This window comes from Rathayibacter sp. AY1C4 (assembly GCF_002932195.1).
GTDB lineage: Bacteria > Actinomycetota > Actinomycetes > Actinomycetales > Microbacteriaceae > Rathayibacter.
Genome location: NZ_PSWE01000004.1, coordinates 1 through 26,139, shown reverse-complemented (window position 1 = coordinate 26,139; position 26,139 = coordinate 1). Strand labels below are relative to the sequence as shown.

Here is a 26,139-nt window from a genome sequence, read left to right as displayed (position 1 = left end):
TCTCGGGAGCGGCACACGCCTCGGAGCGGGCGCTGCTCAGACCGGACGCGCGAAGCAGAGCACCGCGTCGTCGCCGACGTGGGCTCCGAAGCCGTCGATCGCCGTGAAGCCGAGCGCCCCGGCCGCTGGGGCGAGCTCCGGAGCGGCGGCCAGGCGCAGCGTGCGGATCCGCTGCACCCGCGCCCACGACTCCGCCGCCGCGACGAGCCGTCGGGCGACTCCCGTGCGCCGGTGGACGGAGGCGACCACGAGCTCCAGCACCTCGGCGAAGTCGTCCGGGCCGGGAGCGAGCACCAGCACGCCGGACGCCGCCCCGTCGATCCGGGCGACCAGGACGCGGGCGTGCGGGGGCGGGACCGCGGCGAGGAGGCCCTCCGCTCCGGCTGCGTCCTCGAGGCGGACGACGACTCCGCTCACGAGCCCAGGTGGGCGCGGAGGAACTCGACGACCCGAGCACGCAGAGCGTCGTCGAGGAGCGCGATCGAGTGCAGCGAGCCGGGGAGGACGAGGAGGTCGACGCTCGAGCCCGCTCCGCGCAGCGCCTCCGCGAAGCGGGTCGACTGGCTGAGCGCGACCCGCTCGTGCGCCGCGTGCGCGATGAGGAACGGCGGCTCGGAGCCGTCCACCTGCGCGAGGGGCGAGGCGGCGGTCGCAGCGGGGCAGGAGGCGAGGTCCGCGCAGTCGAGGTAGCTGCGCACGGCGGCCGCGACTCCGACAACCGGGTCGTCGTCGGCGAGGCCGGCGGCGCTGAGATCGGAGGGACCGCTCAGGTCGACCACGGCGGCCAGGCGCGACGAGGTCGACGGCAGCGTGCCGAGCAGAGAGGCGAGGTTGCCGCCGGCCGAGCCGCCGAAGGCCGCCACCCGCTCCGGATCGATGCCGAAGCGCGCGGTCTGCTCCGGCTCGAGCAGCCAGTCGAGGGCGGCCGTCACATCGTCGAGCTGCGCGGGGAACACGGCGGCGGGCGCGAGGCGGTAGTCGACCGAGACGGCGACGAACCCCTCCGATCCGAGCCACTGGCAGATCGGGCGCCAGTTCGCGTCGGCCTTGCCTCCACGGGCCCAGCTGCCGCCGTGCACGACGAGGACGGCGGGCCGCGGCTCCGCCGACGGGGCAGGGGAGGAGCAGACGTCGACGCTCTGCCCGGTGCTCGCGTCGTAGACGACGTCGGCCGTCACGCTCACGCCGGACCAGTCGGGTGCGGGTGCCGCTCCGAGCGCCTGCGCCACCGGCTCCGAGACGGGAGTGGTGCTCGCGCAGCCCGAGAGGAGGAGTGCGAGGGCGGCCAGGACCGCGGCGACGCGTCGCGGGGATCGGGTGGGCTCGCGCATGAGTGCGATCAGCGTACGGGGTGCCCGGCGCCCCGGATGCGGCACCCCCGCGATCAGGGGGTGCCGGGCTCGCGCTGCAGCCGGACCAGGACGACCCCCGCGAGGATCAGCGCGCCGCCGCCGAACTGGATCGGCGCGGGCAGCTCGCCGAGGATCAGCCACGCGGCCGCGATCGAGAACAGCACCTCCGTCAGGCCGACGAAGGAGGCGATCCGCGTGCCGAGACGGCGTCCGCCCTCGATCCCGAGCAGATACGCCAGCACCGTCGACATGCCGAGGATCACGCCCGCGGGGAGGAGCCAGCTGACCTCCGCTCCGACGAACACCACCTCTCCGAAGGTCGCGCGCAGCGGTGTGACGCCGAGCGCCCCGAGTGCCAGCAGGATCGCGGCGCCGACCGTCATCGCCCCCGCCGTGAGCGCGATCGGCGGCAGCTCCGGATCCACTCGGCCGGCGATGACGTAGTAGACGCACAGGCCGAGCGAGGCGGTCAGCGCCCAGGCGATGCCGACCAGCTCGGGGGTCGACTCGCCGGACAGGTCGAGCACGAGCACCAGGCCGCCGAGCGCGAGAGCGGAGCCGGCGAGGGTGAAGCGGCCGGGGTGCCGGCGGGTGCGCGCCCAGGCGAGGAGGACGAGGAACACCGGCGCGAGGTACTCGATCAGCAGGGCGACGCCGACCGACATGTGCTCGATCGCGCTGTAGAAGCAGAGCTGCGCGGCGATCACGGCGAAGACTCCGTAGAGGGCGATCGTGCCGAGGTTGCGGCGGAGCACGGGCCAACGGCCGCGGAGGGACAGGACCGCCGGGATCGCGAGGATCAGGGCGGCGCCGCCCGCGCGCCAGAGGACCGCGGACGCCGGCGTCCAGCCCGCCTCGAGGAGCGGCTTCACGAACGGCCCGCCCAGACCGAACGCCGCCGACGCGGCCAGCGCCGCGACGAGGCCCGAGCCGAGGCGCCGTGCAGGCGCGGGCGCGCTCGCGGCGGGGAGGGTGACGGCGGCGGTGCTCTCGGCGGTCATGGCCGGCTCCTTCAGGAGTCAAAAGGATTACACTCGTGACAGCGAGCTGATCGCACACTACTGAGCCGCACTGTCAGGAGTCAACATGGTGTTCGCCTATGACGTCGAGGCGTCACTGACCTCCACCGCCACCCTCGTCAACACGCTCCCCGAGCTGTCGCCGTCCGGCGAGGACGAGATGGCGACGATCGAGCAGCTGGACGACTTCCTCCTCCAGAACCGCTACACGGGCAGCCGCGACGGATCGGCCGAGGAACTGGAGGCCGTGCGGGCGATCCGCTCCTCCCTCCGCACCCTCTGGCTCACGCGCGCCGAGGAGGACCTCGTCCCCGTCGTCAACGGGATGCTCGACTCCGGCCGCGCGCTCCCGCAGCTGGTCCGGCACGGACCCTACGGCTGGCACCTCCACGCGACGCGCGACGAGAGCCCGCTCGCCACTCGCATCCTGGTCGAGGCCGCCATGGCGTTCGTCGACGTGATCCGCGGCGACGAGCGCGAGCGGATCCGCGTCTGCGCGGCGGAGGACTGCGAGGCGGTGCTCGTGGACTTCTCCCGCAACCGCTCGAAGCGCTACTGCGACACGGGCAACTGCGGCAATCGCGCGAACGTGGCCGCGTACCGGGCCCGGCGGGCGTCGCAGTAGCGGACGGGCGGTCGTTGCGCGCGGGCGCGCGTCGATCGTGCTGCGGCTCGGGGCCGGGGGGCTGTTGCGGGGCGACTCCGCGGGGGACCGGTTGCGGAGGTGCGCGGCCCCCGGGCTTCGCGGCTCCCGGGCTTCGCGGCTCCCGGCTTTCGCGGCCCCCGACCTGAGCGGCTCCTGGCCGCACGTCTCCCCGCCCTAGCCAGGCTCCGGGGCCGCGTGTAGACTCGCTCGGTCGGCTCTTGACACCGTGCGTTCTCGTGCGGATGGGTTTGTTAGTCAAGTGGGCCGGGTCTCCGACAGTCGTCGTGAGACGAATCACATGTGTGAATCGGCCCCGGTCAATGACTCGCCCGGGTTCTCCCCCCTGCTGCCCCGCAGCAGTCCAGCGCACGGACGCCCCTCACGACGGGGCTCCTCCGGCGTCGCCTCCTCGCGCACGACCTGAACCCAGGAAGAACTGCCATGCCCAAGAACAAGAAGCCCGCCGGCGGACGTCCGGCCAAGAACTTCGAGCCCAACCGCTTCGGCGCCTCGAGCGGCAAGTCCCAGCTCGGCGGCCGCTCGCGCTTCCCCGGCGCCAAGCCGGGCTCGCGCAGCGAGGGCCACCGCGGATTCCGCGCCGTCGACGAGAACGCCCCCAAGAAGGCGCGCTGGAACGCCGACGAGCGCGCCGAGCGGGCCACCGAGCGCGCCGATCGGCCCGCCCGCGGGAACGACCGCGACGAGCGGCCCTCTCGCGGCTACGACCGCGACGCGCGTCCGGCGCGCTCGAACGACCGTGACGAGCGTCCGGTCCGCGGGTACGACCGCGACGCACGCCCGGCGCGCTCGAACGACCGCGACGAGCGTCCGGCGCGATCCTTCGATCGCAGTGACCGTCCGGCCCGTTCCTTCGACCGCGATGCGCGTCCGGCGCGCTCGAACGATCGCGACGAGCGTCCGGCGCGTTCCTACGGGCGCGATGAGCGTCCGGCGCGTTCCTTCGACCGGAGCGACCGTCCGGCCCGTTCCTTCGACCGCGATGCGCGTCCGGCGCGCTCGAACGATCGCGACGAGCGTCCGGCGCGTTCCTACAGACGCGACGACCGTCCGGCCCGCACCGGCGACCGCGACGAGCGCCCCTCGCGCGGCTACGACCGCACCGAGCGTCCCGCCCGCTCGTTCGACCGCAGCGACCGTCCGGCTCGCTCCTTCGACCGGGACGCGCGTCCCTCGCGCGGCCACGACCGCGGCGACCGCCCGACCCGCTCGCTCGACCGCGACTCCCGGCCCTCGCGCCGCGACTCCGGCTCGGACTTCTACCCCAGCCGCGACGCCCGTGCGCCGCACCAGGCCGACGACGTCGTGCTCGAGCGCCTCGAGGCGACGGCCACTCTCGCCGTCGACGTCGAGGGCGTCACCTTCGGCGACCTCGGCCTGGGAGGGAACATCGTCCGGATGCTGACCGAGCTCGGAGCGGCCGCGCCGTTCCCGATCCAGGCCGCGACCATCCCCGAGGTGCTCGCCGGCAAGGACGTCCTCGGACGCGGCAAGACCGGCTCCGGCAAGACCATCGCCTTCGGCGCCCCCGTCGTCGAGCGCCTGATGGAGAACAACGGAGCGAAGGGCCGCAAGCCGGGCCGCGCTCCGCGCGCGCTCATCCTCGCGCCGACCCGCGAGCTCGCCATGCAGATCGACCGGACCATCCAGCCGATCGCCCGCTCCGTCGGCCTGTTCACGACGACCATCTACGGCGGCGTCCCCCAGTACAAGCAGGTCGGAGCCCTCCAGCGCGGAGTCGACATCGTCATCGCGACGCCGGGCCGCCTCGAGGACCTCGTCGAGCAGGGCCGCCTCGACCTTTCGAACATCACCATCACGGTGCTCGACGAGGCCGACCACATGTGCGACCTCGGCTTCCTCGAGCCCGTGCAGCGCATCCTCCGCCAGACCGCCGACGGCGGCCAGCGGCTGCTGTTCTCGGCCACGCTCGACAAGGGCGTCGCGACGCTCGTGGACGAGTTCCTGGTCGAGCCGAGCGTCCACGAGGTCGCCGGCGAGGACCAGGCGTCCTCGACCATCGACCACCGCGTGCTCCTGATCGAGCACCGCGACAAGGCCGAGATCATCGAGCAGCTCGCCGCCCGCCAGGGCAAGACGCTGATCTTCGCCCGGACCCGCGCGTTCGCGGAGCAGCTCGCGGAGCAGCTCGACCACGCGGACATCCCCGCGACGAGCCTCCACGGCGACCTCAACCAGTCGCGCCGCACCCGCAACCTCGCACTGCTCACCAGCGGACGCGTGGACGTGCTGGTCGCGACGGACGTGGCCGCGCGCGGCATCCACGTCGACGACATCGACCTGGTGATTCAGGCCGACGCTCCCGACGAGTACAAGACGTACCTCCACCGCTCCGGCCGCACCGGCCGCGCGGGCAAGACGGGCACGGTCGTGACGCTCATCACGCGCAACCGTCGCCGCCGCATGGAGGAGCTGCTCGACCGGGCCGAGATCGAGGCCGAGATGATCGAGGCCCGCCCCGGCGACCGCGTCCTGCGCGAGATCAGCGCCCCGGCCGAGTAGCCGCCGACCGCACGACGACGAGGCGCGGACCCCCTGCATCGGGGTCCGCGCCTCGTGTCGTTCGTGGTGAGTGCTGTGGTGCGGAGTGACGGCGAGTGCCGGGTCGTGGTGACCCTCCGACTCCGCGCTGCGCAGGGCTCCTCGCTGTGCGGCTTCCCGTTCGGACAGCTCTGCGTTGCGCGGCTCTGTGCTGGACGACTCTGTGCCGGACGACTCTGCAGTGTCCGGCTTCGCGGAGGGCTTCTGCACGCACGAACGCCGAAGGGCGGACACCTCGCGGTGCCCGCCCTTCGGCGTGTTCACCGGCCGGAGCCGGTGAGGGAATTAGCTGGCCGGGGGGGTCAGCACGGTGTCGATGAGGTAGACGGTCGCGTTGGCGGTCTGGACGCCACCGCAGATGACGGACGCGTCGTTGACCTTCAGGTCGTCGCCGGAACCGGTGACGGTGAGGTTGCCACCCTGGACAGTGGCGTGGTCGCCGGCGATCGCGTCAGGGGCGATCTGGCCGGGGACGACGTGGTAGGTCAGGATCGAGGACAGCGTGGCGGCGCCCTCGGGGGTCTTGAGGGAGTCGACGGTCGCGGCGTCGAGCTTGGCGAACGCGTCGTCGACCGGGGCGAAGACGGTGAACTCGCCGCTGTTCAGCGTGTCGACGAGGTTGACGTCGGGGTTGAGGCCACCGGAGATCGCAGCGGTCAGGGTGGTGAGCAGCGGGTTGTTCGACGCGGCGGTCGCAACGGGGTCGAGCGACATGCCCTCGACCGAGCCGGCGCCGTCCGGGACCTGCTCGGCGTAGGCGGCACAGCCGGGGCCGACGAGGTTCGCGGCCGGGTCCATGGTCGCCATGGGGGTCGAGGAGGCGGAGGCCGACGAGGTGGCCATCGGGGTCGACATCTCGGTCGCCGCGTCGCTGGCGGCGGTGGTCGAGCCGCTTCCGCTCGAGCAGGCGGTGAGGCCGAGGGCGGCGGTGCCCAGCAGGGCGAATGCGGCGAGGGCGGAACGCTTGGTGGATCGCATGGGATTACTCCTTCGTGAGACGGCCCCCACGTGATGCGGAGGACCTGTTCTGTGTGGACCGTGTCGCGGCCGTTGACATGTGTTCGGAGCCCTCCCTGCGGGGGTTTGGATTTCTTTCGGTGATCTAGGTAACGGCTTCGTAACGGCAGGGAACCGGGACGGCGGGGAGCTGCTCCGCCGCGTCGATTACCCTGGAGACGTCGCGCGCACGCGTCGACGCGACGACGAGAGGACGGGCGAGTGCAGACCCGAGGTGCACGAGTGGCTCGCGGCGTCGCCGCCGCTCTCGCCGCGACCGCCACGGCCGCCGCCTCCCACACGCTCGCGGGCGCCGAGACCCCCGCTCCTGCCGTGCTCGCCCTCGCCGCGGCGTTCGCCGTCGTCGTCTGCGTCCTCCTCTCGGGGCGCCGTCCGTCCCTTCCCCGGCTGACGCTCTCCGTGCTCCTCAGCCAGATCGCGTACCACGGCCTCTTCCTCATCACGGGCAGCGGTGGGGAGGTGAGCGTGGTCGGGACGACGGGCACCGGCGCGCACTTCCACGACGGGTCGACCATCGAGCTGATCGCCGGCGGAGGCGGACACGCGGCCCACGCTCCGCTGATGCTCGTCGCCCACCTCGCTGCGGCTGCCTTCACGATCGCGGCGTTCCGGTACGGCGAGCGCCTCTTCTGGACGCTGGGAGCAGGCCTCCAGCGCGTCATCGTACGGATCGTCGCCCGCGCGTCCGCGGTCGCGCTCCCGTCGGCACCCGGCGTCTCGATGACGGGCACCCCCGAGCCGCGGGCGCCCCGTTCCCTCGACGCGGTCCTCTCGATCCTCCGGCACCGCGGGCCGCCGCTGCGGGTCCTCCGCGCCGCCTGACGCCCCTCCCGTGCGGGAGCGGCTCCGGTCGGCGCCTCCGCATGCACCGCGAACCCGCGCTGCGTCCAGAACTCCCGGCCCCGCGCCGGATCTCCCCCGAGGACACGACCGTCATGACCCGTTCTTCTTCTTCTTCTTCTTCTTCTTCTTCTTCTTCTTCTTCTTCCTTCTCGCGGCTCCGCCTCGTCGGCAGCGGCGCACTCGTCGCCGCCGGATCGTTCGCGCTCGCTGTCGCCGCGCCCACTGCGGCCAGCGCACACGTGACCGCGGCGGCGAGCAGCACCGCCGCCGGCTCGTACACGGTGGTGACGTTCTCACTGGCCCACGGCTGCGAGGGCTCGCCGACGACGGGACTCACGATCACGATGCCCGACGGCATCAACTCGGTCAGCCCGACGATCAACCCGAACTGGGACGTCGTGAAGAACGAGGTCGCGATCGCCGACCCGGTCACCGACTCCCACGGGAGCACCGCGACCAAGCGGGTCTCGGACGTGGTCTACACGGCGAAGACGCCCCTCGCCGACGGCTACCGCGACACCGTCGCCCTCCAGCTGCAGCTCCCCGAGGACGCGGCGGGCTCCACGCTGGAGTTCCCCGTGCTGCAGACGTGCGAGACCGGCAGCACCGCCTGGGACCAGCCGACCGTCGACGGCCAGGACGAGCCCGAGCTGCCCGCTCCCACCGTCGCGGTGACCGCGGCGGAAGCGGGGTCCGGCCACGGGGGCGGACACGACGACGACGGCGACGGTGACGACGCGGTCGCGACCACCGCCTCGGCGACGACGGCCACGAGCGGCGACGACGTGCTCGCCCGCATCCTCGGAGTCGGCGGGCTCGTCGTCGGCGCGGTCGGCGTGGCCGTCGGGCTCGCCTCCCGCCGCCGCGGACCCCGGGCGTCGGCGTGACCCGTCGGAAGGCCCTCGTCGCCGCTACCGCGATCGGGCTGCTCGGCTCGATCGCTGTGGCGGCGCCCGCCAGCGCGCACAACTACCTCGTCTCGACGACTCCCGCTGCGGACTCGACCGTGACGGAGCAGCCGGGAACGCTGGTGCTGACGACGAACGACGACCTGCTCGTCCTCGGGACGGACGGAACGGCGGCGGCTCTGCGCGTCGTCGGGCCGGACGGGCTCTACTACGGCGACGGCTGCGTCAGCGTCGTCGGGCCGGAAGCGTCGATGCCGCTCGAGCTCGGCGCGGCGGGGGAGTACGAGGTGACCTGGCAGGTCGTGTCCACCGACGGGCACCCCGTGTCGGGCCAGTACGCGTTCGACTGGGCGCCGTCCGACGGGACCGCGCTCGCCGACGGGTCGGACTCGGTCCCGGACTGCAACGGCACCGTCGCGGTCTCAGGAGGACAGGCCGAGTCCGCCGACGAAGCGCAGGCGACGTCCGGATCGGACCCGGCACTCCTCGGGGACGTCCTGTGGATCGGCGGCGCTCTCGCCGCGGTCGCCGCCGCCATCGGAGTGACGCTCCTCGTGCTGCGACGGCGACCCCGCGACTGAGGCTCGTGAGCCTCCTGGGGTGGCGGTCGGTCAGTTCAGGAGGCTCGCGAGGGGCCCTTCACCGAGACCGGTCAGGACGGCCGCCGCGTCCTCGTAGACGGCGACGGCCCCGGCCTCGCGGAGTTCGTGCTCCGAGGTACCGCCGGAGAGGACTCCGACCGTTGCCAGGCCCGCGCGCTCGGCGGCCAGGACGTCCCAGGTCGCGTCGCCGACCATGACGGCGCGGTCGACGGAGACGCCCGCGCGGTCGAGCGCGATCGAGATCAGGTCGGGTGCTGGCTTGGCGGTCGAGACGTCTGCGCCGCTGGTGACAGCGTGGACGGAGCCGCCGAAGTCGAGGACGTCGAGAAGCACGTCCAGCTCGTTCTGCGGTGCCGAGGTGGCGAGGACGACGTGGACGCCTCGACCGACGAGCGTCGCGACGAGCTCGCGAGCTCCCGGGAGTGGAACGATGCGTGCTGTCGTCTCGGCGTAGTTCTTGGTGTGCAGCGACTTCACCAGTGCGCGCTGCTCCTCCTTCACTTCGTCCTCGAGGAGCATGTCGAGCAGCTCCGACGAGTCTGCGCCGATCGCTCGTTGGATGCGCCAGGCGGGGACGACGAGGTCGGCCTGCCAGAAGGCGCGCGACCACGCCTCGACGTGGAGGAAGTTCGTGTCGGCGAGGGTCCCGTCGATGTCGAAGAGCACCGCGGAGGTCCCCGTCGTCGCGTCTTTCCTGTCCTTCGTTCCTGCCATGTCGCTGCCCCTCTTGTCGCTTCCGCGCCTATCGGCCCGTGCCGTCCACGCTACGCGGGCGCGCCGAAGCGGGCCCGCCCCTTGACCTGCCCGTCCACGCCACCCGACCTGCCCCTTGTCACGGCCCGCCGGTCCCGGTCGGATCGTGTCCGCCCTCCGTCCCGTTCCCCGGCTCCCCGGGCCGGGTGACATGCTGCCGTCCCGTCGGGCTCGTCCAGTGCAGCGTGCCGTCCGGCTCCTGCCGGTGGGTCCACCCCGTGGTGTGGCGGAGCCGGTGGTGGTGTCGGCAGAGGTGCGCGAGGTTGTCGGCCGACGTGGTGCCTCCGTGGTGCCAGTCGTTCGCGTGGTCGACGTCCGCGTGGCGGGTGCTGCGGGTGCATCCCGGGAACCGGCAGGTCCCGTCGCGGTGCTGGAGGTGGCGACGCAGGTCCGCCGGCACTCGGTAGGAGTCGCGTCCGACGGAGAGGACCGCTCCGCTCTCCGGATGGGTGAGCAGCCGCGTGAACGAGGGAGCACCTGCTGTGAGACGCCGCGCGGTCTCCGGATCGACGGGTCCGTATCCGTCGAGGACGGCGGGCTGGTCGGACCGCCCGAGGAGGGTCAGCGCCGGCACGGTCACCGCGACTTCGGCGCGCACTCCCGCCGGCATCGACGTGCCGTCTCCGTCGGCCGATGTCTCCCCGTCGACCAGCAGCGCAGCGGCGATGTCTGCGCGGAGCTGGCCCAGCGTCCGCTCCTCGTCCGGCAGATCCGCGAGGGAGCGGGCGGCCCGGTCGATCCTGTCCATCGCGCCGAGCACATCGGGAGCTGCGGTGTAGAGGTGCAGGATCGCCATCCCGTCGTCGAGGCCCTCCACCCAGAGCGCGCGACGACGGGCGCAGTCCCTATGACGTTCGCTGAGCGTCTGCGGGTGCAGCCGTTCCCGGAGCGACCGGAGGGCGCGTCGCAGCTGGGGCGGCGTGCAGGCGACCGCGATCGTGGCGGCCTCCTCGTCGAAGCGCCCACGGACCTCGGCGGGGACGTCGAGTGCTCCTCGCACCACGAGTCGCGCATGCTCGGGGGAGAGCGCTCCGTCCGCGAGTGCGCGCAACGTCGCCGGGAGGTCGTTCACCAGCAGGCGCGCCTCGTCGACCAGTGCAGAGGCGTGCGCCTCCGAGACCCGGAGTCCCGTCGCGAGCTCCGCGATCAGCGCCCGGTGCGCCGCCTCCGCCCGATCCACCTGCACCTGGACGTGCTCGCCGACGAGCGCCGCCGGTGCCGCCATCGCGAGGCGGCGTGCCTCCTCGACTGCCCGGTACCGGGATGCCTCGACGGCGGACCGCTCAGCGTGCCGTGAGCCGGCGAGCGCGAGCGCCTCCGTGAGCGCGTCGTCTACTGTCGCCGATTCCTTCATGCCCTGATCTCACCGGACGAAGTCTCGCCGTGGGCCTCGGGAGCGCCGTTTCATCGGACAGCATCGCGAAGAACCGTCTGTGGAGGAGCGTCGCCCCCCTCACACCTTCCGCGGCACCGTGAACACGGTCTCCACTCCCGCCGAGTACAGCACCGAGTCCGGCGCGCGCGTCGCCAGCCCGGGGAAGCCCGCGGCGTCGAGCAGCCCGTCGTCGAGCGCCAGCAGCTCCGCGCGGCGCAGCGGCCACGGCCGGTGCAGGTTGCGGCCGTACCAGGTGGAGCCCAGGTGGCGCTCGTGGTAGGCCCAGCGTGCAGTGAGGAACGAGGCGAGCGGGTCCTCGCCGACCGGGTCGCCCGGGCGGACGACGATCCGGGAGCGGGCGGCCGAGTCCGAGTGCCGGATCGTGTCGTAGATCACCGCGCCGTGGCGGTGCTCGATGCTCATCCGGGCCCAGCGGTAGGGGAGCCCGAACACCGCCTGCGCGGTGAGCACGGGAAGGAGGTGGGAGGCGTCGAGCGAGACGAACACGACTCCGCGTCGTCCCTGCTCGTCGACGGAGTAGAGCCGGACGTTCACCTCGGGGAAGGTGCCGAGCCAGGGCACCCGCGGGCCGCCGAGGAAGGCCGTCCGCGAGAGCCGGAACGGGATCAGGCCCACCCAGGAGGAGCCGTCGTGCTCGTCGGGCCTCGTCCCGGCCGGGAGGTGGGGCGCCACCAGGGCGGGGTCGACCCGCCAGTGCAGGAACGTCGCCTCGGTCCAGCGCTGCTTCAGGATGCGCGGTCCGCCGAGCGCGGGCGCGGAACGGGTGACGGGTTCGACGGAGCTCACGCGCCCATCGTGCTCCGGTGTGCTGCGAGCTCGCCCGTGCAGGCGCGCTCAGCGGCGCGCGGCGAGGGCCTTCAGTGTCTCCAGCACCAGGGCCACCGGTGCGGAGGAGGCGGCGGAGTTCCGCACGACGGCCTCGAGGGAGCGGACAGGCCGGGGACGGACGACGGGCACGGCGCGGACGCCGTCCGGCAGACGGTGGGCCGCGAGCTCCGGCAGGACCGTCACGCCCATGCCCGCGGCGACGAACGCGGCGGCGGTGATGTGGTCGTTGGCCTGGACGTGGAAGGGCGGCGCGAACCCGGCGGCGGCGCAGGCCTCCACGACGTTCCGGCGGCACCAGCCGGTGGGCAGGTCGTTGTCGACCCAGCGCTCGTTCGCGAGCTCGGCGAGGTCGATCTCGCTCCGGGAGGCGAGCGGATGACCGTCGGGCAGGACGACGAGGTAGGGGTCGTCGAGGAGGTGGTGCGCCGTGAATCCGGGGGCGGTCGGCTCGGAGGAGGCGACGAGGAGCTGCACGTCGGGGCGCGCGCCGAGGTCGTCGTCGAGCTCCTCTCCCAGGCGCAGATCGAGGGCGAGGCCGGGGAACGCGGCGGTCAGCCGGCGGGCGACCTCCGGCATCCAGGCGCTGCCGACGGAGGCGAAGTACGTCACCGAGAGGCGGCCGGAGCGGCCCTCGCGCAGCTCCTCCACCACGGCCTCCGCTTCGGCGAGGCGCTCGAGGACGCGGTCCGCCTGGGCAGCGAGGGCGCGTCCGGCTGGGGTCGGGCGGACGCCGCGGCCCACCCGCTCCAGCAGGGTCAGTCCGGTCTCGCGCTGCAGAGCGGAGAGGTGCTGGCTGACGGCGGACGGCGTGTAGCCGAGGCCGGAGGCGGCTCCTGCGATCGAGCCGGAGGCGACGACGGAGCGGAGGATGCGGAGCCGGTGCACGTCGAGCATGAGACGACCGTACAGTCCGGCTGAACGATCCGACAGCGAACGGAACTGGTGCTGAATCCCCGGCAGCGCCACGATGGCCTCATGACCGACGTCTCCTCCTCCGCCCCGCCCTCCACGAGGGACGCCCTCCTGCTGTGGGGCGCGATCGCGGTCACCGTCCTGCTCTGGGCGTCGGCCTTCGTCGGCATCCGCGCCACGACGGAGGACTTCGGCCCGGGCGCGCTGACCCTCGGCCGCATCGTGGTGGGGTCGCTCGCGCTCACGGTGGTGCGCGTCGTCCTCACCGCCCGGAGGCGCCGCTCGGAGGCGGCTCCGGATCCGCGCACGGCGGTCCCGCGCGGGCGCCTCCTCCTGCTCGTGCTGGGCTGGGGGGTCGCCTGGTTCGGGGTCTACAACCTGGCGTTGAACGCTGCGGAGCGGCATGTCGACGCGGGGACGGCGGCGCTGCTGGTGAACATCGCGCCGATGATCACCGCCGTGCTCGCCGGGCTGCTGCTGGGGGAGGGATTCCCCCGCCGTCTCCTCGCCGGGATGCTCGTGGCGCTGACCGGCGTCGCGGTGATCGCGTTCTCCACCTCCACCGGGCAGTTCGACGTGATCGGCGTCGCCCTCGGCCTGGTCGCCGCCGTCGTCTACGGCAGCGCGGCGACCCTTCAGAAGCGCCTGCTGGGACGGATCGACGCGCCGACGATGACCTGGCTCGGCTGCCTCGCCGGCACGGTCGCGTGCCTGCCCTTCGCCCCGGAGCTCGTCGAGGCGCTCGCCGCCGCTCCGCTCTCCTCGATCCTGGCCGTGGTCTACCTCGGGATCTTCCCGACGGCCGTCGCCTTCACGACGTGGGGGTACGTCCTCGCGCGCTCCAGCGCGGGTCGTACCGCGGCGTCCACCTACGCGGTGCCCGCGGTGGTCGTGCTGCTGTCCTGGCTCGTCCTGGGCGAGACCCCGCCGCTCGCCGCGCTGCTCGGAGGCGCGCTCGCCCTGGCCGGAGTCGCGGTGGCGACGCTGCGGAGGCGCCCGAAGGCGGTCTGACCGGCGGCGGACGCTCCTCCACAGCCGCCCGATCGCGTCGAGTCCTCGGACGAGGCGGCTCGCGGGGATCCCGCGGGAGGGCCCGGGATATGCTGGACGGACGTTCATCCCAGTCGGCGCCGAGCGCCAGGAACGGTGAGGATCCCGATGACCGAGGCCCTGCAGCCGCCCGTCCAGAACGCCCTCTCGCTCACGCCTCCGGAGCCGGTGGCAGCGGTGCCGACCACCTCGGCGCCGTCGATCGCGCCGAAGGTGCCGGAAGCCGCCCTGCCCGGCCTCGAGGCGAAGGTCGACGGCTACCTCGACACGCTCCTGGCGACGGAGTCCCGCAGCCCCGAGTTCGCGACGCGGGCCAACGACATCCGCACGATGGGCGACGCCGACATCCGCTCGGCCGCCGACTCGTCGAACCGGCTGCTGAGCACGCCGGTGCGCGCCCTCCAGGAGGGCGGGCTCTCCGAGGGGTCGACCATCGGCAAGACGCTGCTCGAGCTGCGCCGCACGGTGGAGGATCTGGACCCGTCCGAGGACAACCTGCAGAAGAAGATCCTGGGCTTCATCCCGTTCGGCAACAAGATCACCGACTACTTCCGCCGCTACGAGAGCGCCCAGTCGCACCTGAACGCGATCATCCAGGCCCTGTACGACGGGCAGGACGAGCTGCGGAAGGACAACGCGGCCCTGAACCTCGAGAAGCAGAACCTCTGGGAGACGATGACCCGTCTCAACGAGTACATCTACGTCGCCGAGCGGCTCGACGTGAAGCTCTCGGCGAAGATCGCCGAGCTCGACGCGACCGATCCGGAGCGGGCGAAGGCGCTGCGCGAGGACGTCCTCTTCTACGCGCGCCAGAAGCACCAGGACCTGCTGACCCAGCTGGCCGTGTCGATCCAGGGCTACCTCGCGATCGACGTCGTCATCAAGAACAACGTCGAGCTGATCAAGGGCGTCGACCGGGCGACGACCACGACCGTCTCGGCGCTGCGCACGGCGGTCATCGTGGCGCAGGCGCTCGCCAACCAGCGCCTCGTGCTCGATCAGATCACGGCGCTGAACACCACGACGTCCAACATGATCGAGGCCACCTCGCGCATGCTCGCCGACCAGTCCGCCTCGATCCAGTCGCAGGCCGCCTCGGCCACGGTCGGACTGCCGCAGCTGCAGGCCGCGTTCGCGAACATCTACCAGACGATGGACTCGATCTCGGACTTCAAGATCAAGGCGCTCGACAGCATGGCCCAGACCGTCGGAGTCCTGCAGACCGAGACGGCGAAGGCCGGCGAGTACGTCGAGCGGGCCCGCCGCAGCAACTCGGACATCGACGCGACGTCCTCGCTCGATCTCGGCCGCTAGCCGATGGGCTGGTTCTCCCGACTGTTCACGGGTGCCCCCGCGGCGCCGGAGGAGACCGCGCCCGCTCTGCCGAGCGTCCCGACGAGCGAGGACATCCTCGCGGCGCTCGACCGGGTCGGCACGCGGACGGAGGGCCGGGTGCCCGGCATCGTCGCGGCGCGCATCCAGCGGATCGACGAGACGGTCCGCGAGATGGTGCCCCGTCTCGACCGCCTCGGCGGGATGAGCCGGCAGGGCCACACCGTCGTCGCGACCGCGACCAGCTACCTCCCCGAGGCGGTGGAGGGCTACCTCCGCCTGCCGAGGGACTTCGCCGACCGCCGCGCCGTGCACAGGGGGAAGACCTCGCTGATGATCCTCTGCGACCAGCTCGACCTCCTCGGAGGCACGCTCGACCGCATCTCGGACGCCGTCTCGCGGCAGGACGCCTCGGCGCTGATCGCGCACGGGCAGTTCCTGGCCGAGAAGTTCACGGAGTCCTCGCTCTCCCCGAGCGGTCTCGACGCGCCTCCGCAGCCGGGAGCGCCGTCCGGATCCGGCTCGCTGACCCCGCCGAGCGCCTCGTGACCGCGCTCGCCCCGGCGCTGGACGCCCTCGTGCTCGCGGGGACGGCCGCCGGCCTCGACGCCGCGGCCGTCCGCGACGAGGGTGCGCGGCTGGCCGCCGCCGTCGCCGAGTCGATCCGCGGCGCCGGGCAGGACTGGCTCGCCGCGACCGGCGCGACGGGCGGTCTGGAGGCGTTCTTCACCGCCGCCTCGAGCGGCCGGCGCTGGCGGTCGGGGCCGACCGATCAGCTGGCCGCCCTGGTCGGCGCGGGCTCTCACCACTCCTCCGCCTACGCCCGCGCCCTGACCGAGGTCGTCTCGGCGGCCAGCGCTCTCGGCGACCCGGGCATCGGCGGCATCGCCTCCGCCTCCGCGACCGCCGCGGCCCAGCTCTCCGCCGTCCCGGGCGCCCGGGGCGCCGCTCCGACGACGAGCGGAGGAGTACCGCACACGACCGGCCGGACGCCGGACGGTGCCGCGAGCGCCGACCTGCCGACCGGTCTGCCCGCCGGCGTGCCCGGGGTCGACGAGATCCTCGAGCGCCTCCGCCGGACCGAGCACGACGGTCCGCAGGACGAGCCGGCGCCCGCCGCCGCTCCCGCCGCGGAGCCCGCCTCCGAGCCGGAGCCGCTCGACCCGCCGGAGTCCATCGACGACCTGCTCGCCGAGCTCGACGCGCTGATCGGCCTCGACCGGGTGAAGAGCGAGATCAAGCGGCAGACGCAGCTGCTCCGGATCGACACCCTGCGCCAGGCCGCCGGACTCAGCACGCCCACGCTCACCCGCCACCTCGTCTTCACGGGGAACCCCGGCACGGGCAAGACGACGGTGGCGCGGCTGGTCTCGCGGATCTACCGCTCGCTCGGCATCCTCTCGAAGGGCGTGCTCGTCGAGGTCGACCGATCGGAGCTGGTGGCCGGCTACCTCGGGCAGACCGCGACGAAGACCGCGGAGGTGATCGCCTCCGCGCGCGGCGGCGTCCTCTTCATCGACGAGGCCTACGCGCTCGCGCTCGACCAGTACGGCGCGGAGGCGGTCACCACCCTCGTGAAGGACATGGAGGACCACCGCGGCGACCTCGTCGTGATCGTCGCCGGCTACTCCGGGCCGATGCAGGGCTTCCTCGACACGAACCCGGGTCTCGCCAGCCGCTTCTCGACCACGATCGACTTCGCCGACTACTCCGACGACGAGCTCTCGGCGATCTTCGGCCGCCTCGCCGCCTCCGCGGACTTCGAGCCGACGGAGGAGGCGCTCGCCGCGTTCGCGGGCCTCGCCTCGGCGCAGCAGCGCACGGAGGCGTTCGGCAACGGGCGCTGGGTCCGCAACGTCCTCGACGCGGCGATCGCCCGGCACGCCTGGCGCCTCCGCGACGTGGAGGAGCCGACGCTCGACCAGCTGCGCATCCTGCTCCCCGAGGACGTGGTGGAGAGCCCCGAAGCCTCGAGCAGCCCGGACGGAGCCGGCGACGACGACGAGGGCGCGGTCGACGGCTCTGAGGAGGCCTTCGGGCAGGCGGACGCCGCCCCGAGCGGCACGGCCGTCCCCGTCACCGACGACCCCGAGGAGGAGAGCCGTTGAGCACCGCACCCGCCGCGCCGCCCGCGCAGAGGATCCCCGAGCCGCCCCTCGTCCAGGTCGCCAACCGGCCGGCGCAGCGGAAGCCGTCGCTGCTCGCCCGCGCGACCGCGACCACTCCGGCCACCCTGCGCCTCCTGCTCGCCCTGACGGCGCTGGCCGCCGTGCTGTTCGGCGTGTTCGCGCAGCAGGCCGGAGCGATGCAGGCGCGCGCCGCGACGACGGCCCGGGAGCAGTCGGCGCAGCTCCTCGGCGTGCAGAACGTCCGCACGCTGCTGGTGGACGCCAACGCGATCGCGGCCAACACCTTCCTCGTCGGCGGACTGGAGCCGACCGAGCTGCGGGCGTCGTACGTCTCGAGCCTCACCGGCGCCGCCTCCGCGATCGCCGGGCTCTCGGCCGCCGACTCGGCGGACACCCGGGCCCTCGCCCGGGTCGCCAGCAGCATCACGACCTACAGCGGGCTGATCGAGCAGGCGCGGGCCAACAACCGGCAGGGCTTCCCCGTCGCCTCGGCGTATCTCGACCAGGCGTCGACGGCCCTCTCGGGAGACGGCGGCATCCTCGAGGACCTCGACGGGCTCGTCGACTCCGGCGCCGACCGGGTCGCGGCCGCCTACGACGCCGTCCGCTGGAGCGTCCTGCTCATGGTCGGCTCGCTCGTGATGCTGGTCCTCCTCCTGGCGGCGCAGCTCTGGCTCGCCCGCCGTACGCACCGCTACCTCAACCGCCCGCTCGCCACGGGGACCGCCCTCCTGCTGGTCGTCGGCGTCGGCGGGGCGCTCGCCTACGGATCGGTCGCGGCGGACGCGGGGACGGCGCGGGTCGAGTCCTACCGCGAGGCGCTCACCGTGTCGAACGCGCTCATCGCCGCGAGCGACGCCAAGTCGCTCGAGAGCTTCACGCTGATCAAGCGCGGCTCCGGCGCCGCCCTCGAGGAGCGCTACACCCAGGCCGTCGACTCCGCCCGGGAGAAGCTCTCGGGCGACCTGCAGGACGAGCTGGCGAGGACGCGGCTCGTCGACGAGTTCGGGCAGTGGCAGTCGTTCCACGAGGAGATCCGCGCCGCGGACGACGCCGGGAACTGGGACCAGGCCGTCCGCGTCGCCACGATCACCGGGAACGGCACGCCGAACGACCTCTTCACCACCTTCTCCGACGACGCCCGCGACGTGGTGCAGGAGAAGGCCCTGGCCGCCGCCACCACGCTCGACAGAGGTGCGGAGTTCGCGACCCTCGTCTCGTGGATCCTGCTGGCGGCGGGTCTCGCCGGAGCCGTGTTCGCCTGGCGCGGCATAGCCCAGCGACTGGAGGAGTACCGATGAACCGCCTGCGCGCCGCCGCCCTCGCCCTGGCCACCGCCGCGGCACTCGCCCTCACCGGCTGCACGACGGGGGCGGACGACCTCGGCACGCCCCTCGCCGCGGCGACCCCGACTCCGACGGCGAGCGCGTCCGCTCCCGCCGCTCCTGCCGCGGCGGGCTGCTCGCCCTCGGCGGTCACCTCCTACGCGCCGACCGGCGTGACCGACAGCACCAGGCTCGCGGAGATCCGCGGGCGCGGGACCCTGCGCGTCGGCGTCTCGGCCGACACCCTCCTGATGAGCGCCCGCAACCCGATCACGGGGGCGATCGAGGGCTTCGACGTCGACATCGCCCGCGAGGTCGCCCGGGCGATCCTCGGCAGCGACTCCATCGACTACGTCGTGATCACCTCCGCTCAGCGCCTCCCCGCGCTGACCGGCGGCGACGGCGCCCCGCAGGTCGACATGGTGGCCCGCACCCTCACGATGACCTGCGATCGCTGGAGCTCGATCGCCTTCTCGTCCGAGTACTACGACGCCGGCCTCAAGGTGCTCGTCTCCGACGACCCCGACGGCGTCCCGATCACGGGCATCGGCGACCTCGGCGGGGAGAGGGTCTGCGCGCCCAGCGGCACCACGACGCTCAGCCGCCTGCAGAACGACTACCCGGAGGTCGAGGCCGTCGAGGCCGCCACGCACTCGCAGTGCCTCGCCCTCTTCCAGGCCGGCGAGGTCGACGCCATCGCGGGCGACGACACGATCCTCGCGGGCTTCGTGGCGCAGGATCCGTACGCGAAGGTCGTCGGCGACGCCCTGAGCTCGGAGCCCTACGGCCTCGGCCTGCCCGCCGACGACCCCGACTTCGTGCGCTTCGTCAACGCCTCGCTCGAGAGCATCCGCAGCGACGGCCGCTGGCAGAGCATCTACGATCGCTGGCTCGGGGTCCTCGGCGAGGCCTCGCCGCCGGCCCCGGTATACGGCCGATGAGCACCGGTCTCGCGGAGGGAACGCCCGTCGCTCCGGGCCGGCTGGGGGAGGCCGCGCCGCAGCGCGAGCTCTTCGAGTACCTCGCCGCTCTCACCCGCTGGCTGCAGCGGACCACGCGCGAGCTCTCGCGGCTCGACGCCGCCGCGCTGGCGTCGCCGCAGGCCGAGAACTACACGGCCGACGTGGTGCTCGCCCAGTCGCTCCGCGAGTCCGTCACCCGGCGCCTGGCCGAGCTCGAGGCGGTCTGGGACTCCGGCCGCGTCGACGTCGTGGCGCGCGAGCGGATGTCGCAGCTGATCTGGGGCCGTCTCGACGCCTCCGGGAGCGGCGCGGTCTCGCTGGTGGAGGCGGTGCGCCTCTGCGACGCGGTCGTCGGCCAGCTGCGCTCCCGGCTCGAGCTCGACCCCAGCGGCACCGACGTCGCCGGACGGATCGTGGGGGTGCGCGCCGAGATCGAGCGCTGCCGCGACCTCACCCGTGACCGCGGCGGCACGGTCGACCGCGAGCGGGCGGAGCGGGTCGCCGTGCTGCGGTCCCGCCTCGACGCGCTCGCCGAGCGGGCGGGCCGGGGAGCCGACGTGACGGGGCCGCTCGGCCAGCTCGAGAGCGACTCCGCCCGGCTCGAGCGCGACCTGATCATCGCCGCGTCCGAGCGGCGCGGACTCGAGCGCGACCGCCGTCGGGCGCGCGAGCTGGCGGAGGCGGCCGAGCGCCGCGAGGCGCCGCTGCGCGAGCTCGTGGCCCGCTGCCGCCGCGAGATCGCCGACCCGCCGCGGCTGGCCGTGCCCGACGTCTCCCGGCTGGGCGATCCTCCGTCCGACCGCGAGGCGCTCGACGCGCACCTCGCCCGCCTGACCGCCGTCGGCCGCGCGTTCGACGCGGTCGAGGCCGCTTACACCTCGCCGCTGCGCGAACGGGCCGCCCTCGGCTTCCGCCTCCGGGCGCTGCGGGAGCGTGCCGAGGGCAACGGCCGCGCTGCCACCGCCGTCGGCGTCGCGGCCGAGGAGGAGGTGCGCGCCGCTCTCGACGCGGTGCCCTGCTCCGTCCCGCTCGCCCGCCACCTGGTCGAGCAGTACGACGTCGTCACCCGCGACCTCCCGCACCCCGACCCCGCGCACCACCGGAAGGCCACTTTATGAACGGCGCCCCCTGCACCGCGACTCCCGGCTGCACCGGGACGATCGAGGACGGCTACTGCAACGTCTGCGGCCTGCCGCCCGAGGAGGGCGCCGCCGCCTCCACGCCGACCGCGCGCCGCGCCGCTCCGGCCTCCCCGCCGGCCACCGCCTCCGCCGCCTTCGGCACCGGCTTCGTCGAGGGCACCCCCGGCGCCACGGCACCCGGGCCCGCGGAGGAGTCGGCCACCGCGCGCAGCACGCGCACCTCCTCCGCCCGCCTCGCCACCGCCGCCCTCGGCTCCGCCCGCACGGCGCAGACCGGCTCGAAGGTCACCCGCCGCGTCGGCACCACCTCGACCCGACTGCGCGGCCCGAGGCTCGGCGCCGGGCTCACCACCGTCCCGTCCCGCCCGGCCGCCGACCCGATGGCCGCTCTGATGACCGAGGCGGTCCTCCCCGAGCGCAAGCGCTTCTGCTCGCACTGCGGCACGGCCGTCGGCCGCGGGCGCGACGGTCGGCCCGGCCGCACCGAGGGGTTCTGCCCCAACTGCCGTACGCCGTTCTCGTTCACTCCGCAGCTGGTGAAGGGTGACGTCGTCGGCGGCCAGTACGAGGTCGTCGGCTGCCTGGCCTACGGCGGCCTCGGCTGGATCTACCTCGCGCGCGACCGGAACGTCTCGGGGCGCTGGGTGGTGCTCAAGGGCCTGCTCAACTCCGGCGACCCCGATGCGTACGCGGCGGCCGTCACCGAGCGCCGGTTCCTGGCCGAGGTCGAGCACCCGCTGATCGTCGAGATCTACAACTTCGTCCTGCACGACGGCGCCGGCTACATCGTGATGGAGTACGTCGGCGGGCCGAGCCTCAAGCAGATCCTGAAGGAGCGGCTGGACGCCAACGGCGGCGCCGCGGATCCGCTGCCGGTGGACCAGGCGCTCGCCTTCGTGCTCGAGGTCATGCCCGCCTTCGCCTACCTGCACGACCACGGCCTGCTCTACTGCGACTTCAAGCCGGACAACATGATCCAGGTGGGCGACCAGGTCAAGCTGATCGACCTCGGCGGAGTGCGCCGGATCGACGACGAGGACTCCGCCATCTACGGCACCGTCGGCTACCAGGCTCCGGAGGTCGCCGACCTCGGTCCCTCGGTCGCCTCCGACGTCTACACGATCGGCCGCACGCTGGCCTCGCTGGTGCTCGACTTCCGCGGCAACCAGACGACCTTCGTCGCCTCGCTGCCGCCGGTGTCGGAGACGCCGCTGTTCCAGCGCTACGACTCCTTCTACCGCCTGATCGCGAAGGCATGCGCTCCCGACCCGCAGGACCGCTTCGCCACGGTGGACGAGATGCGCGGCCAGCTGCTCGGGGTGCTGCGCGAGGTCGTCGCGACCGACCGCGGTCCCGGACACCCCGCGCTGCACTCGACGGAGTCGGCCCTGTTCGAGGCGCCCGTGGCCGACGTGGTCGACCGCGTCCCGCCGTGGGACGCGCTGCCGGCGCTCCGCCGCGACGAGTCCGATCCCGCCCGGTCGTGGCTCGCGGGCGTGAACGTCGCCGACCCGATCGTGCGCCTGCGCGCTCTCGCGCTCGCGCCCACCGTGACGGTCGAGGTGCGGCTCGCCCGCGCCCGGGCGGCGATCGAGGCGCAGCGCTGGGAGGAGGCGGCCCGCGCGACGGGCGAGATCCTCACGGAGGACCCGTGGGAGTGGCGGGCGGTCTGGATGAGCGGTCTCGCGCAGCTCGCGCGCGGCGACGACATCGGGGCCCGCGCCTCCTTCAACACCGTCTACGGGCAGGTCCCCGGCGAGCTCGCCCCGAAGCTCGCGCTCGCCGCGGCGTGCGAGGCGAGCGGTGAGCCCGAGGTCGCCGAGTCCCTCTACGTGATCTGCGCCCGCGCCGACGCGAACTACACGGCACCCGCCGCCTTCGGTCTCGCGCGGGTGCGGCAGCTGCGCTCCGACCTCGACGGGGCGCTCGACGCGCTCGACATCGTCGCGCCCACGCGCTCCTCCTACTCCGACGCGCGCCGCCGCCGGGCGGAGCTGCTGGCGGAGTCGGGCCGCGGGCTGCCCGCGCTCTCGGCCGCCCTCGCGAGCGTCGACTCCGTGTCGATCGACCAGCGGACCCGCCTCGAGCTCACGACCCAGGTCCTCGCCTCCGCCCTCGAGCTGGTGCGGCGCGACGGCCCGGCCGAGGGAGCGACCCTCGGTGGAGTCGAGGCGAACGAGGCCGCCATCCGCGACGGCCTCGAGGCCTCCTACCGCGCGCTCGCCGCCTCCACTCGCGAGCGCGACGAGCGCCTGCGCCTCGTCGACCGGGCCAACGAGGTCCGACGCTGGACGCTGACATGAGCGGCGCGCTGTCGACTCCCTGTCCGAACTGCGGCGAGCCGGTCACGACCGGCGACGCGTTCTGCGAGGCCTGCGGGACGCCGCTGATCGTCGCGGCCGCCCCCTCCGCTCCGCCCGTCGCCGTCGGAGGATCCGCCGCCTGCGTCTACTGCGGGGGAGCGGTCGCCGAGGACGGCTACTGCGAGCAGTGCGGACGCCCCGCTCCGACCGAGCGCGAGCACTGGGCCGAAGCGCCGCACCCGCTGGTCGGCGGCGTCTGCGACCGCGGGCTCCGGCACCCGGCCAACGAGGACGCGATGGCGCTCGGGGCGACCACCGGCGCCGACGGCTCTCTGAGGACGGCGCTGCTCGTGGTCTGCGACGGGGTCTCCTCGACGCCCGACTCCGACAAGGCGTCGCTCGCCGCGGCCCGCGCGGCACTCAGCGCGCTGCAGGCCGAGGTCGGCGGCGAGAGCGCGGGAGCGGACCGCTGGCGCGCTCTGCTGCAGATGGCCACCGCGCGCGCCTCCGGAGCGATCGACGCGGCCGTTCCCGAGAAGCGGTCGAATCCGCCCTCGTGCACCTTCACCGCGGCGGTGCTGGACGGCGCGCTGCTCGTCACGGGCAACGTGGGCGACAGCCGCAGCTACTGGATGCCGGACGCGGGCGAGCCGCGGCAGCTCACGGTCGACGATTCGTGGGCGCAGGAGCAGATCGCCTCGGGAGTGCCGCGGGAGCAGGCCGAGACGGCGCCCGACGCTCACGCCATCACCCGCTGGCTCGGCGCCGACGCGCACGACGAGGAGCCGCGGGTCGCCTCCGAGGAGCTGACCGAGCCGGGCTGGGTTCTGGTCTGCTCCGACGGGCTGTGGAACTACGCGTCCGCCGCCGAGGACCTGGCGCGCGTGCTGCGCGAGTCGCAGGAGCGGGTGGGCGCGGATCCGGTCACGCTCGCGGAGGCGCTGGTCGCCTGGGCGAACGAGCGCGGCGGGCACGACAACATCACGGCGGCGCTGGCGCGGTTCGACCCGGCGGGTGCGGCGGAGGCAGCGGCTGAAGCGTCCGCTGCCGAGGTGCACGGTGAGGAGATCGGCACAGCCGAGCAGGATGCTGCCGACTCCGGTGCCGATCCCGATGGTGCGGAGCCGGACACCGCGGAGCCGGACGCTGCCGGCGCCGGCGCCGCCGACCTCGGCGCTGCGGGCCCGAGCGCGGCCGACCCCGCCGCCTCGAGCCCCGATTCGGCGACGCCCTCGCCCGACGCCTCCCGTCCCACCGACTGAGCGCGCCGATCCGTCCAGACCACCCCTCCACCGCTGGACGGATCGGCACCCCCGCGGCCGTGATCACGCCCCTACAGTCGTCGCCATGAGCATCGCCGAGCCCGCCACCGCCCTGTCCGTCGTCGGCCACTGGATCGACGGGGCTCCCTCGGCCTCCTCGTCCGGCCGCACCGCTCCCGTCTACGACCCGGCGCTGGGAGTCGCGACCAAGGAGGTCGCGCTCGCCGACTCCGCCGAGGTGGACGCCGCCGTCGCCTCCGCGAAGGCCGCCTTCCCCGCCTGGCGCGACACGTCGCTCGCGAAGCGGCAGCAGATCGTCTTCCGCTTCCGCGAGCTCCTCGAGGCGAAGAAGCAGGAGCTCGCCGAGCTGATCACGTCGGAGCACGGCAAGGTCGTCTCGGACGCGCTCGGCGAGATCACTCGCGGCCAGGAGGTCGTGGAGTTCGCGACCGGGCTCGCGCACCACCTCAAGGGCGAGTACTCGGAGCAGGTCTCCACGGGCGTCGACGTCTACTCGACCAAGCAGCCGCTGGGCGTGGTCGGGATCATCTCCCCCTTCAACTTCCCGGCGATGGTGCCGATGTGGTTCTTCCCCATCGCCATCGCCGCCGGCAACACCGTCGTGGTGAAGCCCTCCGAGAAGGACCCGTCCCCGGCGATCTGGCTCGGCGCCCTCTGGAAGGAGGCCGGCCTTCCCGACGGCGTCTACACGGTGCTCAACGGCGACAAGCAGGCCGTCGACGGGCTGCTCGAGCACTCCGACGTGCGCTCGATCTCGTTCGTCGGCTCCACCCCGATCGCGCAGTACGTCTACGAGACGGGCACGAAGCACGGCAAGCGGGTGCAGGCGCTGGGCGGGGCGAAGAACCACATGCTGGTGCTCCCCGACGCGGACCTGGACCTCGTCGCCGACTCCGCCATCAACGCCGGCTTCGGCTCGGCGGGGGAGCGGTGCATGGCGATCTCGGTCGTCGTCGCGGTCGAGCCCGTCGCCGACGAGCTCATCACCAGGATCCAGGACAGGGCGTCGAAGCTGCGCATCGGCGACGGCCGCCGTGGCTGCGACATGGGCCCGTTGATCACCGAGGCGCACCGCGACAAGGTCGCCTCCTACATCGCGATCGCGGAGGAGGACGGCGCGGAGGTCGTCATCGACGGCCGCGGCATCGAGGTGGACGGCGACGCGAACGGGTTCTGGCTCGGCCCGACCCTGCTCGACAAGGTCCCCACCACCTCCCGCGCGTACACGGAGGAGATCTTCGGACCGGTGCTCTCCATCGTCCGCGTCGCCTCCTACGAGGAGGGCGTCGCGCTGATCAACAACGGCGCGTTCGGCAACGGCACGGCCATCTTCACCAACGACGGAGGAGCGGCCCGCCGCTTCCAGAACGAGGTCGAGGTCGGCATGATCGGCATCAACGTCCCCATCCCCGTTCCCGTCGCCACGTTCTCCTTCGGCGGCTGGAAGGCGTCCCTCTTCGGCGACACCAAGGCCCACGGAGCCGAAGGCGTCCGCTTCTTCACCCAGCAGAAGGCCATCACCAGCCGCTGGCTCGACCCCTCCCACGGCGGCATCAACCTCGGGTTCCCGCAGCATTCCTAGGCTCTCTCCTCCTTCGTCGTCGATCGCCCGCAGTCGGCCTGGGAGGGTGGTCGCGTCTCGCAGAGCGTCCTGCGTTCCGCGCACGTCGATCCGCTGAGACGCGGATCACCGGTTGCGCTCCGCGGCGCTTGTGAGGCTCTCTCCTCCTGGCGTCGTCGATCGCCCGCAGTCGCGG

23 protein-coding genes are annotated in these 26,139 nt (G+C 73.5%); 15 read left to right on the top strand and 8 right to left on the bottom strand.

All coding sequences use genetic code 11. The annotated features are described in order from the left end of the window. Positions 1 to 36: 36 nt before the first annotated feature. Genes C5C99_RS02910 through C5C99_RS02900 form a run of 3 tightly spaced genes read right to left on the bottom strand, consistent with a single transcriptional unit; the run spans position 37 to position 2,353 of the window. Positions 37 to 417 carry a GNAT family N-acetyltransferase gene (locus tag C5C99_RS02910; protein WP_104246893.1) on the bottom strand — a complete coding sequence of 127 codons (381 nt, stop codon included), beginning with the start codon at positions 415 to 417 and terminating at the stop codon, positions 37 to 39. Next, positions 414 to 1,331: an alpha/beta hydrolase gene (locus C5C99_RS02905; protein ID WP_104223819.1), complete on the bottom strand. Its 918-nt coding sequence runs from the start codon at positions 1,329 to 1,331 to the stop codon at positions 414 to 416. The genes C5C99_RS02910 and C5C99_RS02905 overlap by 4 nt, the downstream gene beginning before the upstream one ends. A gap of 53 nt (positions 1,332 to 1,384) precedes the next feature. Next, positions 1,385 to 2,353 (bottom strand): DMT family transporter, encoded by a 969-nt coding sequence (locus tag C5C99_RS02900; protein ID WP_104257663.1) that lies wholly within the window; start codon positions 2,351 to 2,353, stop codon positions 1,385 to 1,387. An 85-nt stretch (positions 2,354 to 2,438) separates the two neighbouring features. On the opposite strand from C5C99_RS02900, the gene C5C99_RS02895 reads away from it, so the two are divergent. Further along, positions 2,439 to 2,996 (top strand): CGNR zinc finger domain-containing protein, encoded by a 558-nt coding sequence (locus C5C99_RS02895; protein ID WP_104309369.1) that lies wholly within the window; start codon positions 2,439 to 2,441, stop codon positions 2,994 to 2,996. 462 nt (positions 2,997 to 3,458) lie between these two features. After that, positions 3,459 to 5,558 carry a DEAD/DEAH box helicase gene (locus C5C99_RS02890; RefSeq protein WP_104287865.1) on the top strand — a complete coding sequence of 700 codons (2,100 nt, stop codon included), beginning with the start codon at positions 3,459 to 3,461 and terminating at the stop codon, positions 5,556 to 5,558. A gap of 324 nt (positions 5,559 to 5,882) precedes the next feature. Here C5C99_RS02890 and C5C99_RS02885 read toward each other — a convergent pair whose 3' ends face one another. Then, entirely contained in the window at positions 5,883 to 6,575 is a 693-nt protein-coding gene (locus C5C99_RS02885; RefSeq protein WP_104246890.1) for a fasciclin domain-containing protein, read from the bottom strand. 240 nt (positions 6,576 to 6,815) lie between these two features. On the opposite strand from C5C99_RS02885, the gene C5C99_RS02880 reads away from it, so the two are divergent. The 3 genes from C5C99_RS02880 to C5C99_RS02870 are packed head-to-tail and all read left to right on the top strand — an operon-like array spanning position 6,816 to position 8,946. After that, the gene (locus tag C5C99_RS02880; RefSeq protein ID WP_146085456.1) at positions 6,816 to 7,436 is read left to right on the top strand and encodes a hypothetical protein; all 621 of its coding nucleotides are present in this window, start codon (positions 6,816 to 6,818) and stop codon (positions 7,434 to 7,436) included. Positions 7,437 to 7,477: 41 nt separating this feature from the next. After that, complete coding sequence (locus C5C99_RS02875; RefSeq protein ID WP_104339570.1) at positions 7,478 to 8,344, top strand: YcnI family protein; 867 nt, start codon at positions 7,478 to 7,480, stop codon at positions 8,342 to 8,344. Next, a complete protein-coding gene (locus C5C99_RS02870) occupies positions 8,341 to 8,946 on the top strand; it encodes a copper resistance CopC family protein (protein ID WP_104283177.1) in 606 nt (201 codons plus the stop codon). The genes C5C99_RS02875 and C5C99_RS02870 overlap by 4 nt, the downstream gene beginning before the upstream one ends. Positions 8,947 to 8,976: 30 nt before the next feature. On the opposite strand, the gene C5C99_RS02865 is transcribed toward C5C99_RS02870, so the two are convergent. The 4 genes from C5C99_RS02865 to C5C99_RS02850 all read right to left on the bottom strand — a co-directional run bounded on the left by C5C99_RS02865 (position 8,977) and on the right by C5C99_RS02850 (position 12,838). Beyond that, entirely contained in the window at positions 8,977 to 9,681 is a 705-nt protein-coding gene (locus C5C99_RS02865) for an HAD family hydrolase (RefSeq protein WP_104223828.1), read from the bottom strand. A 118-nt stretch (positions 9,682 to 9,799) separates the two neighbouring features. After that, a complete protein-coding gene (locus C5C99_RS02860) occupies positions 9,800 to 11,074 on the bottom strand; it encodes an HNH endonuclease signature motif containing protein (RefSeq protein ID WP_104339569.1) in 1,275 nt (424 codons plus the stop codon). 99 nt (positions 11,075 to 11,173) lie between these two features. Further along, positions 11,174 to 11,902: a YqjF family protein gene (locus tag C5C99_RS02855; protein WP_104237664.1), complete on the bottom strand. Its 729-nt coding sequence runs from the start codon at positions 11,900 to 11,902 to the stop codon at positions 11,174 to 11,176. A 48-nt stretch (positions 11,903 to 11,950) separates the two neighbouring features. Then, positions 11,951 to 12,838 carry a LysR family transcriptional regulator gene (locus tag C5C99_RS02850; RefSeq protein WP_104335515.1) on the bottom strand — a complete coding sequence of 296 codons (888 nt, stop codon included), beginning with the start codon at positions 12,836 to 12,838 and terminating at the stop codon, positions 11,951 to 11,953. Positions 12,839 to 12,919: 81 nt separating this feature from the next. Between C5C99_RS02850 and C5C99_RS02845 the strand changes: the two genes are divergently transcribed. The 10 genes from C5C99_RS02845 to C5C99_RS02800 all read left to right on the top strand — a co-directional run bounded on the left by C5C99_RS02845 (position 12,920) and on the right by C5C99_RS02800 (position 25,964). After that, positions 12,920 to 13,867 (top strand): DMT family transporter, encoded by a 948-nt coding sequence (locus C5C99_RS02845; RefSeq protein WP_104249861.1) that lies wholly within the window; start codon positions 12,920 to 12,922, stop codon positions 13,865 to 13,867. 147 nt (positions 13,868 to 14,014) lie between these two features. Then, a complete protein-coding gene (locus C5C99_RS02840; RefSeq protein ID WP_104223833.1) occupies positions 14,015 to 15,220 on the top strand; it encodes a toxic anion resistance protein in 1,206 nt (401 codons plus the stop codon). Between the two features lie 3 nt (positions 15,221 to 15,223). Beyond that, the gene (locus C5C99_RS02835) at positions 15,224 to 15,787 is read left to right on the top strand and encodes a hypothetical protein (protein WP_104223834.1); all 564 of its coding nucleotides are present in this window, start codon (positions 15,224 to 15,226) and stop codon (positions 15,785 to 15,787) included. After that, a complete protein-coding gene (locus C5C99_RS02830; protein ID WP_258063609.1) occupies positions 15,784 to 17,346 on the top strand; it encodes an AAA family ATPase in 1,563 nt (520 codons plus the stop codon). Before C5C99_RS02835 ends, C5C99_RS02830 begins: the two co-directional genes overlap by 4 nt. Beyond that, positions 17,343 to 18,668: a hypothetical protein gene (locus C5C99_RS02825; RefSeq protein ID WP_104339568.1), complete on the top strand. Its 1,326-nt coding sequence runs from the start codon at positions 17,343 to 17,345 to the stop codon at positions 18,666 to 18,668. The genes C5C99_RS02830 and C5C99_RS02825 overlap by 4 nt, the downstream gene beginning before the upstream one ends. After that, complete coding sequence (locus C5C99_RS02820) at positions 18,665 to 19,633, top strand: glutamate ABC transporter substrate-binding protein (protein ID WP_104339567.1); 969 nt, start codon at positions 18,665 to 18,667, stop codon at positions 19,631 to 19,633. Before C5C99_RS02825 ends, C5C99_RS02820 begins: the two co-directional genes overlap by 4 nt. Beyond that, a complete protein-coding gene (locus C5C99_RS02815) occupies positions 19,630 to 20,772 on the top strand; it encodes a hypothetical protein (RefSeq protein ID WP_104339566.1) in 1,143 nt (380 codons plus the stop codon). Before C5C99_RS02820 ends, C5C99_RS02815 begins: the two co-directional genes overlap by 4 nt. Continuing rightward, the gene (locus C5C99_RS02810; protein ID WP_104223838.1) at positions 20,769 to 23,099 is read left to right on the top strand and encodes a serine/threonine-protein kinase; all 2,331 of its coding nucleotides are present in this window, start codon (positions 20,769 to 20,771) and stop codon (positions 23,097 to 23,099) included. The genes C5C99_RS02815 and C5C99_RS02810 overlap by 4 nt, the downstream gene beginning before the upstream one ends. Then, the gene (locus C5C99_RS02805) at positions 23,096 to 24,361 is read left to right on the top strand and encodes a PP2C family serine/threonine-protein phosphatase (RefSeq protein ID WP_104339565.1); all 1,266 of its coding nucleotides are present in this window, start codon (positions 23,096 to 23,098) and stop codon (positions 24,359 to 24,361) included. Before C5C99_RS02810 ends, C5C99_RS02805 begins: the two co-directional genes overlap by 4 nt. A gap of 85 nt (positions 24,362 to 24,446) precedes the next feature. Further along, on the top strand, positions 24,447 to 25,964 hold the full coding sequence (locus C5C99_RS02800) for a CoA-acylating methylmalonate-semialdehyde dehydrogenase (protein WP_104339564.1): 1,518 nt from the start codon (positions 24,447 to 24,449) through the stop codon (positions 25,962 to 25,964). The last annotated feature ends 175 nt before the right edge of the window (positions 25,965 to 26,139 follow it).

Excerpts from the sequence above, each read along its gene's own strand:
- C5C99_RS02905 (WP_104223819.1), bottom strand. The coding sequence starts at position 1,331 with ATGCGCGAGCCCACCCGATCCCCGCGACGCGTCGCCGCGGTCCTGGCC.
- C5C99_RS02900 (WP_104257663.1), bottom strand. The coding sequence starts at position 2,353 with ATGACCGCCGAGAGCACCGCCGCCGTCACCCTCCCCGCCGCGAGCGCG.
- C5C99_RS02895 (WP_104309369.1), top strand. The coding sequence starts at position 2,439 with ATGGTGTTCGCCTATGACGTCGAGGCGTCACTGACCTCCACCGCCACC.
- C5C99_RS02890 (WP_104287865.1), top strand. The coding sequence starts at position 3,459 with ATGCCCAAGAACAAGAAGCCCGCCGGCGGACGTCCGGCCAAGAACTTC.
- C5C99_RS02885 (WP_104246890.1), bottom strand. The coding sequence starts at position 6,575 with ATGCGATCCACCAAGCGTTCCGCCCTCGCCGCATTCGCCCTGCTGGGC.
- C5C99_RS02875 (WP_104339570.1), top strand. The coding sequence starts at position 7,478 with ATGCACCGCGAACCCGCGCTGCGTCCAGAACTCCCGGCCCCGCGCCGG.
- C5C99_RS02865 (WP_104223828.1), bottom strand. The coding sequence starts at position 9,681 with ATGGCAGGAACGAAGGACAGGAAAGACGCGACGACGGGGACCTCCGCG.
- C5C99_RS02860 (WP_104339569.1), bottom strand. The coding sequence starts at position 11,074 with ATGAAGGAATCGGCGACAGTAGACGACGCGCTCACGGAGGCGCTCGCG.
- C5C99_RS02850 (WP_104335515.1), bottom strand. The coding sequence starts at position 12,838 with ATGCTCGACGTGCACCGGCTCCGCATCCTCCGCTCCGTCGTCGCCTCC.
- C5C99_RS02845 (WP_104249861.1), top strand. The coding sequence starts at position 12,920 with ATGACCGACGTCTCCTCCTCCGCCCCGCCCTCCACGAGGGACGCCCTC.
- C5C99_RS02840 (WP_104223833.1), top strand. The coding sequence starts at position 14,015 with ATGACCGAGGCCCTGCAGCCGCCCGTCCAGAACGCCCTCTCGCTCACG.
- C5C99_RS02835 (WP_104223834.1), top strand. The coding sequence starts at position 15,224 with ATGGGCTGGTTCTCCCGACTGTTCACGGGTGCCCCCGCGGCGCCGGAG.
- C5C99_RS02820 (WP_104339567.1), top strand. The coding sequence starts at position 18,665 with ATGAACCGCCTGCGCGCCGCCGCCCTCGCCCTGGCCACCGCCGCGGCA.
- C5C99_RS02815 (WP_104339566.1), top strand. The coding sequence starts at position 19,630 with ATGAGCACCGGTCTCGCGGAGGGAACGCCCGTCGCTCCGGGCCGGCTG.
- C5C99_RS02810 (WP_104223838.1), top strand. The coding sequence starts at position 20,769 with ATGAACGGCGCCCCCTGCACCGCGACTCCCGGCTGCACCGGGACGATC.
- C5C99_RS02805 (WP_104339565.1), top strand. The coding sequence starts at position 23,096 with ATGAGCGGCGCGCTGTCGACTCCCTGTCCGAACTGCGGCGAGCCGGTC.
- C5C99_RS02800 (WP_104339564.1), top strand. The coding sequence starts at position 24,447 with ATGAGCATCGCCGAGCCCGCCACCGCCCTGTCCGTCGTCGGCCACTGG.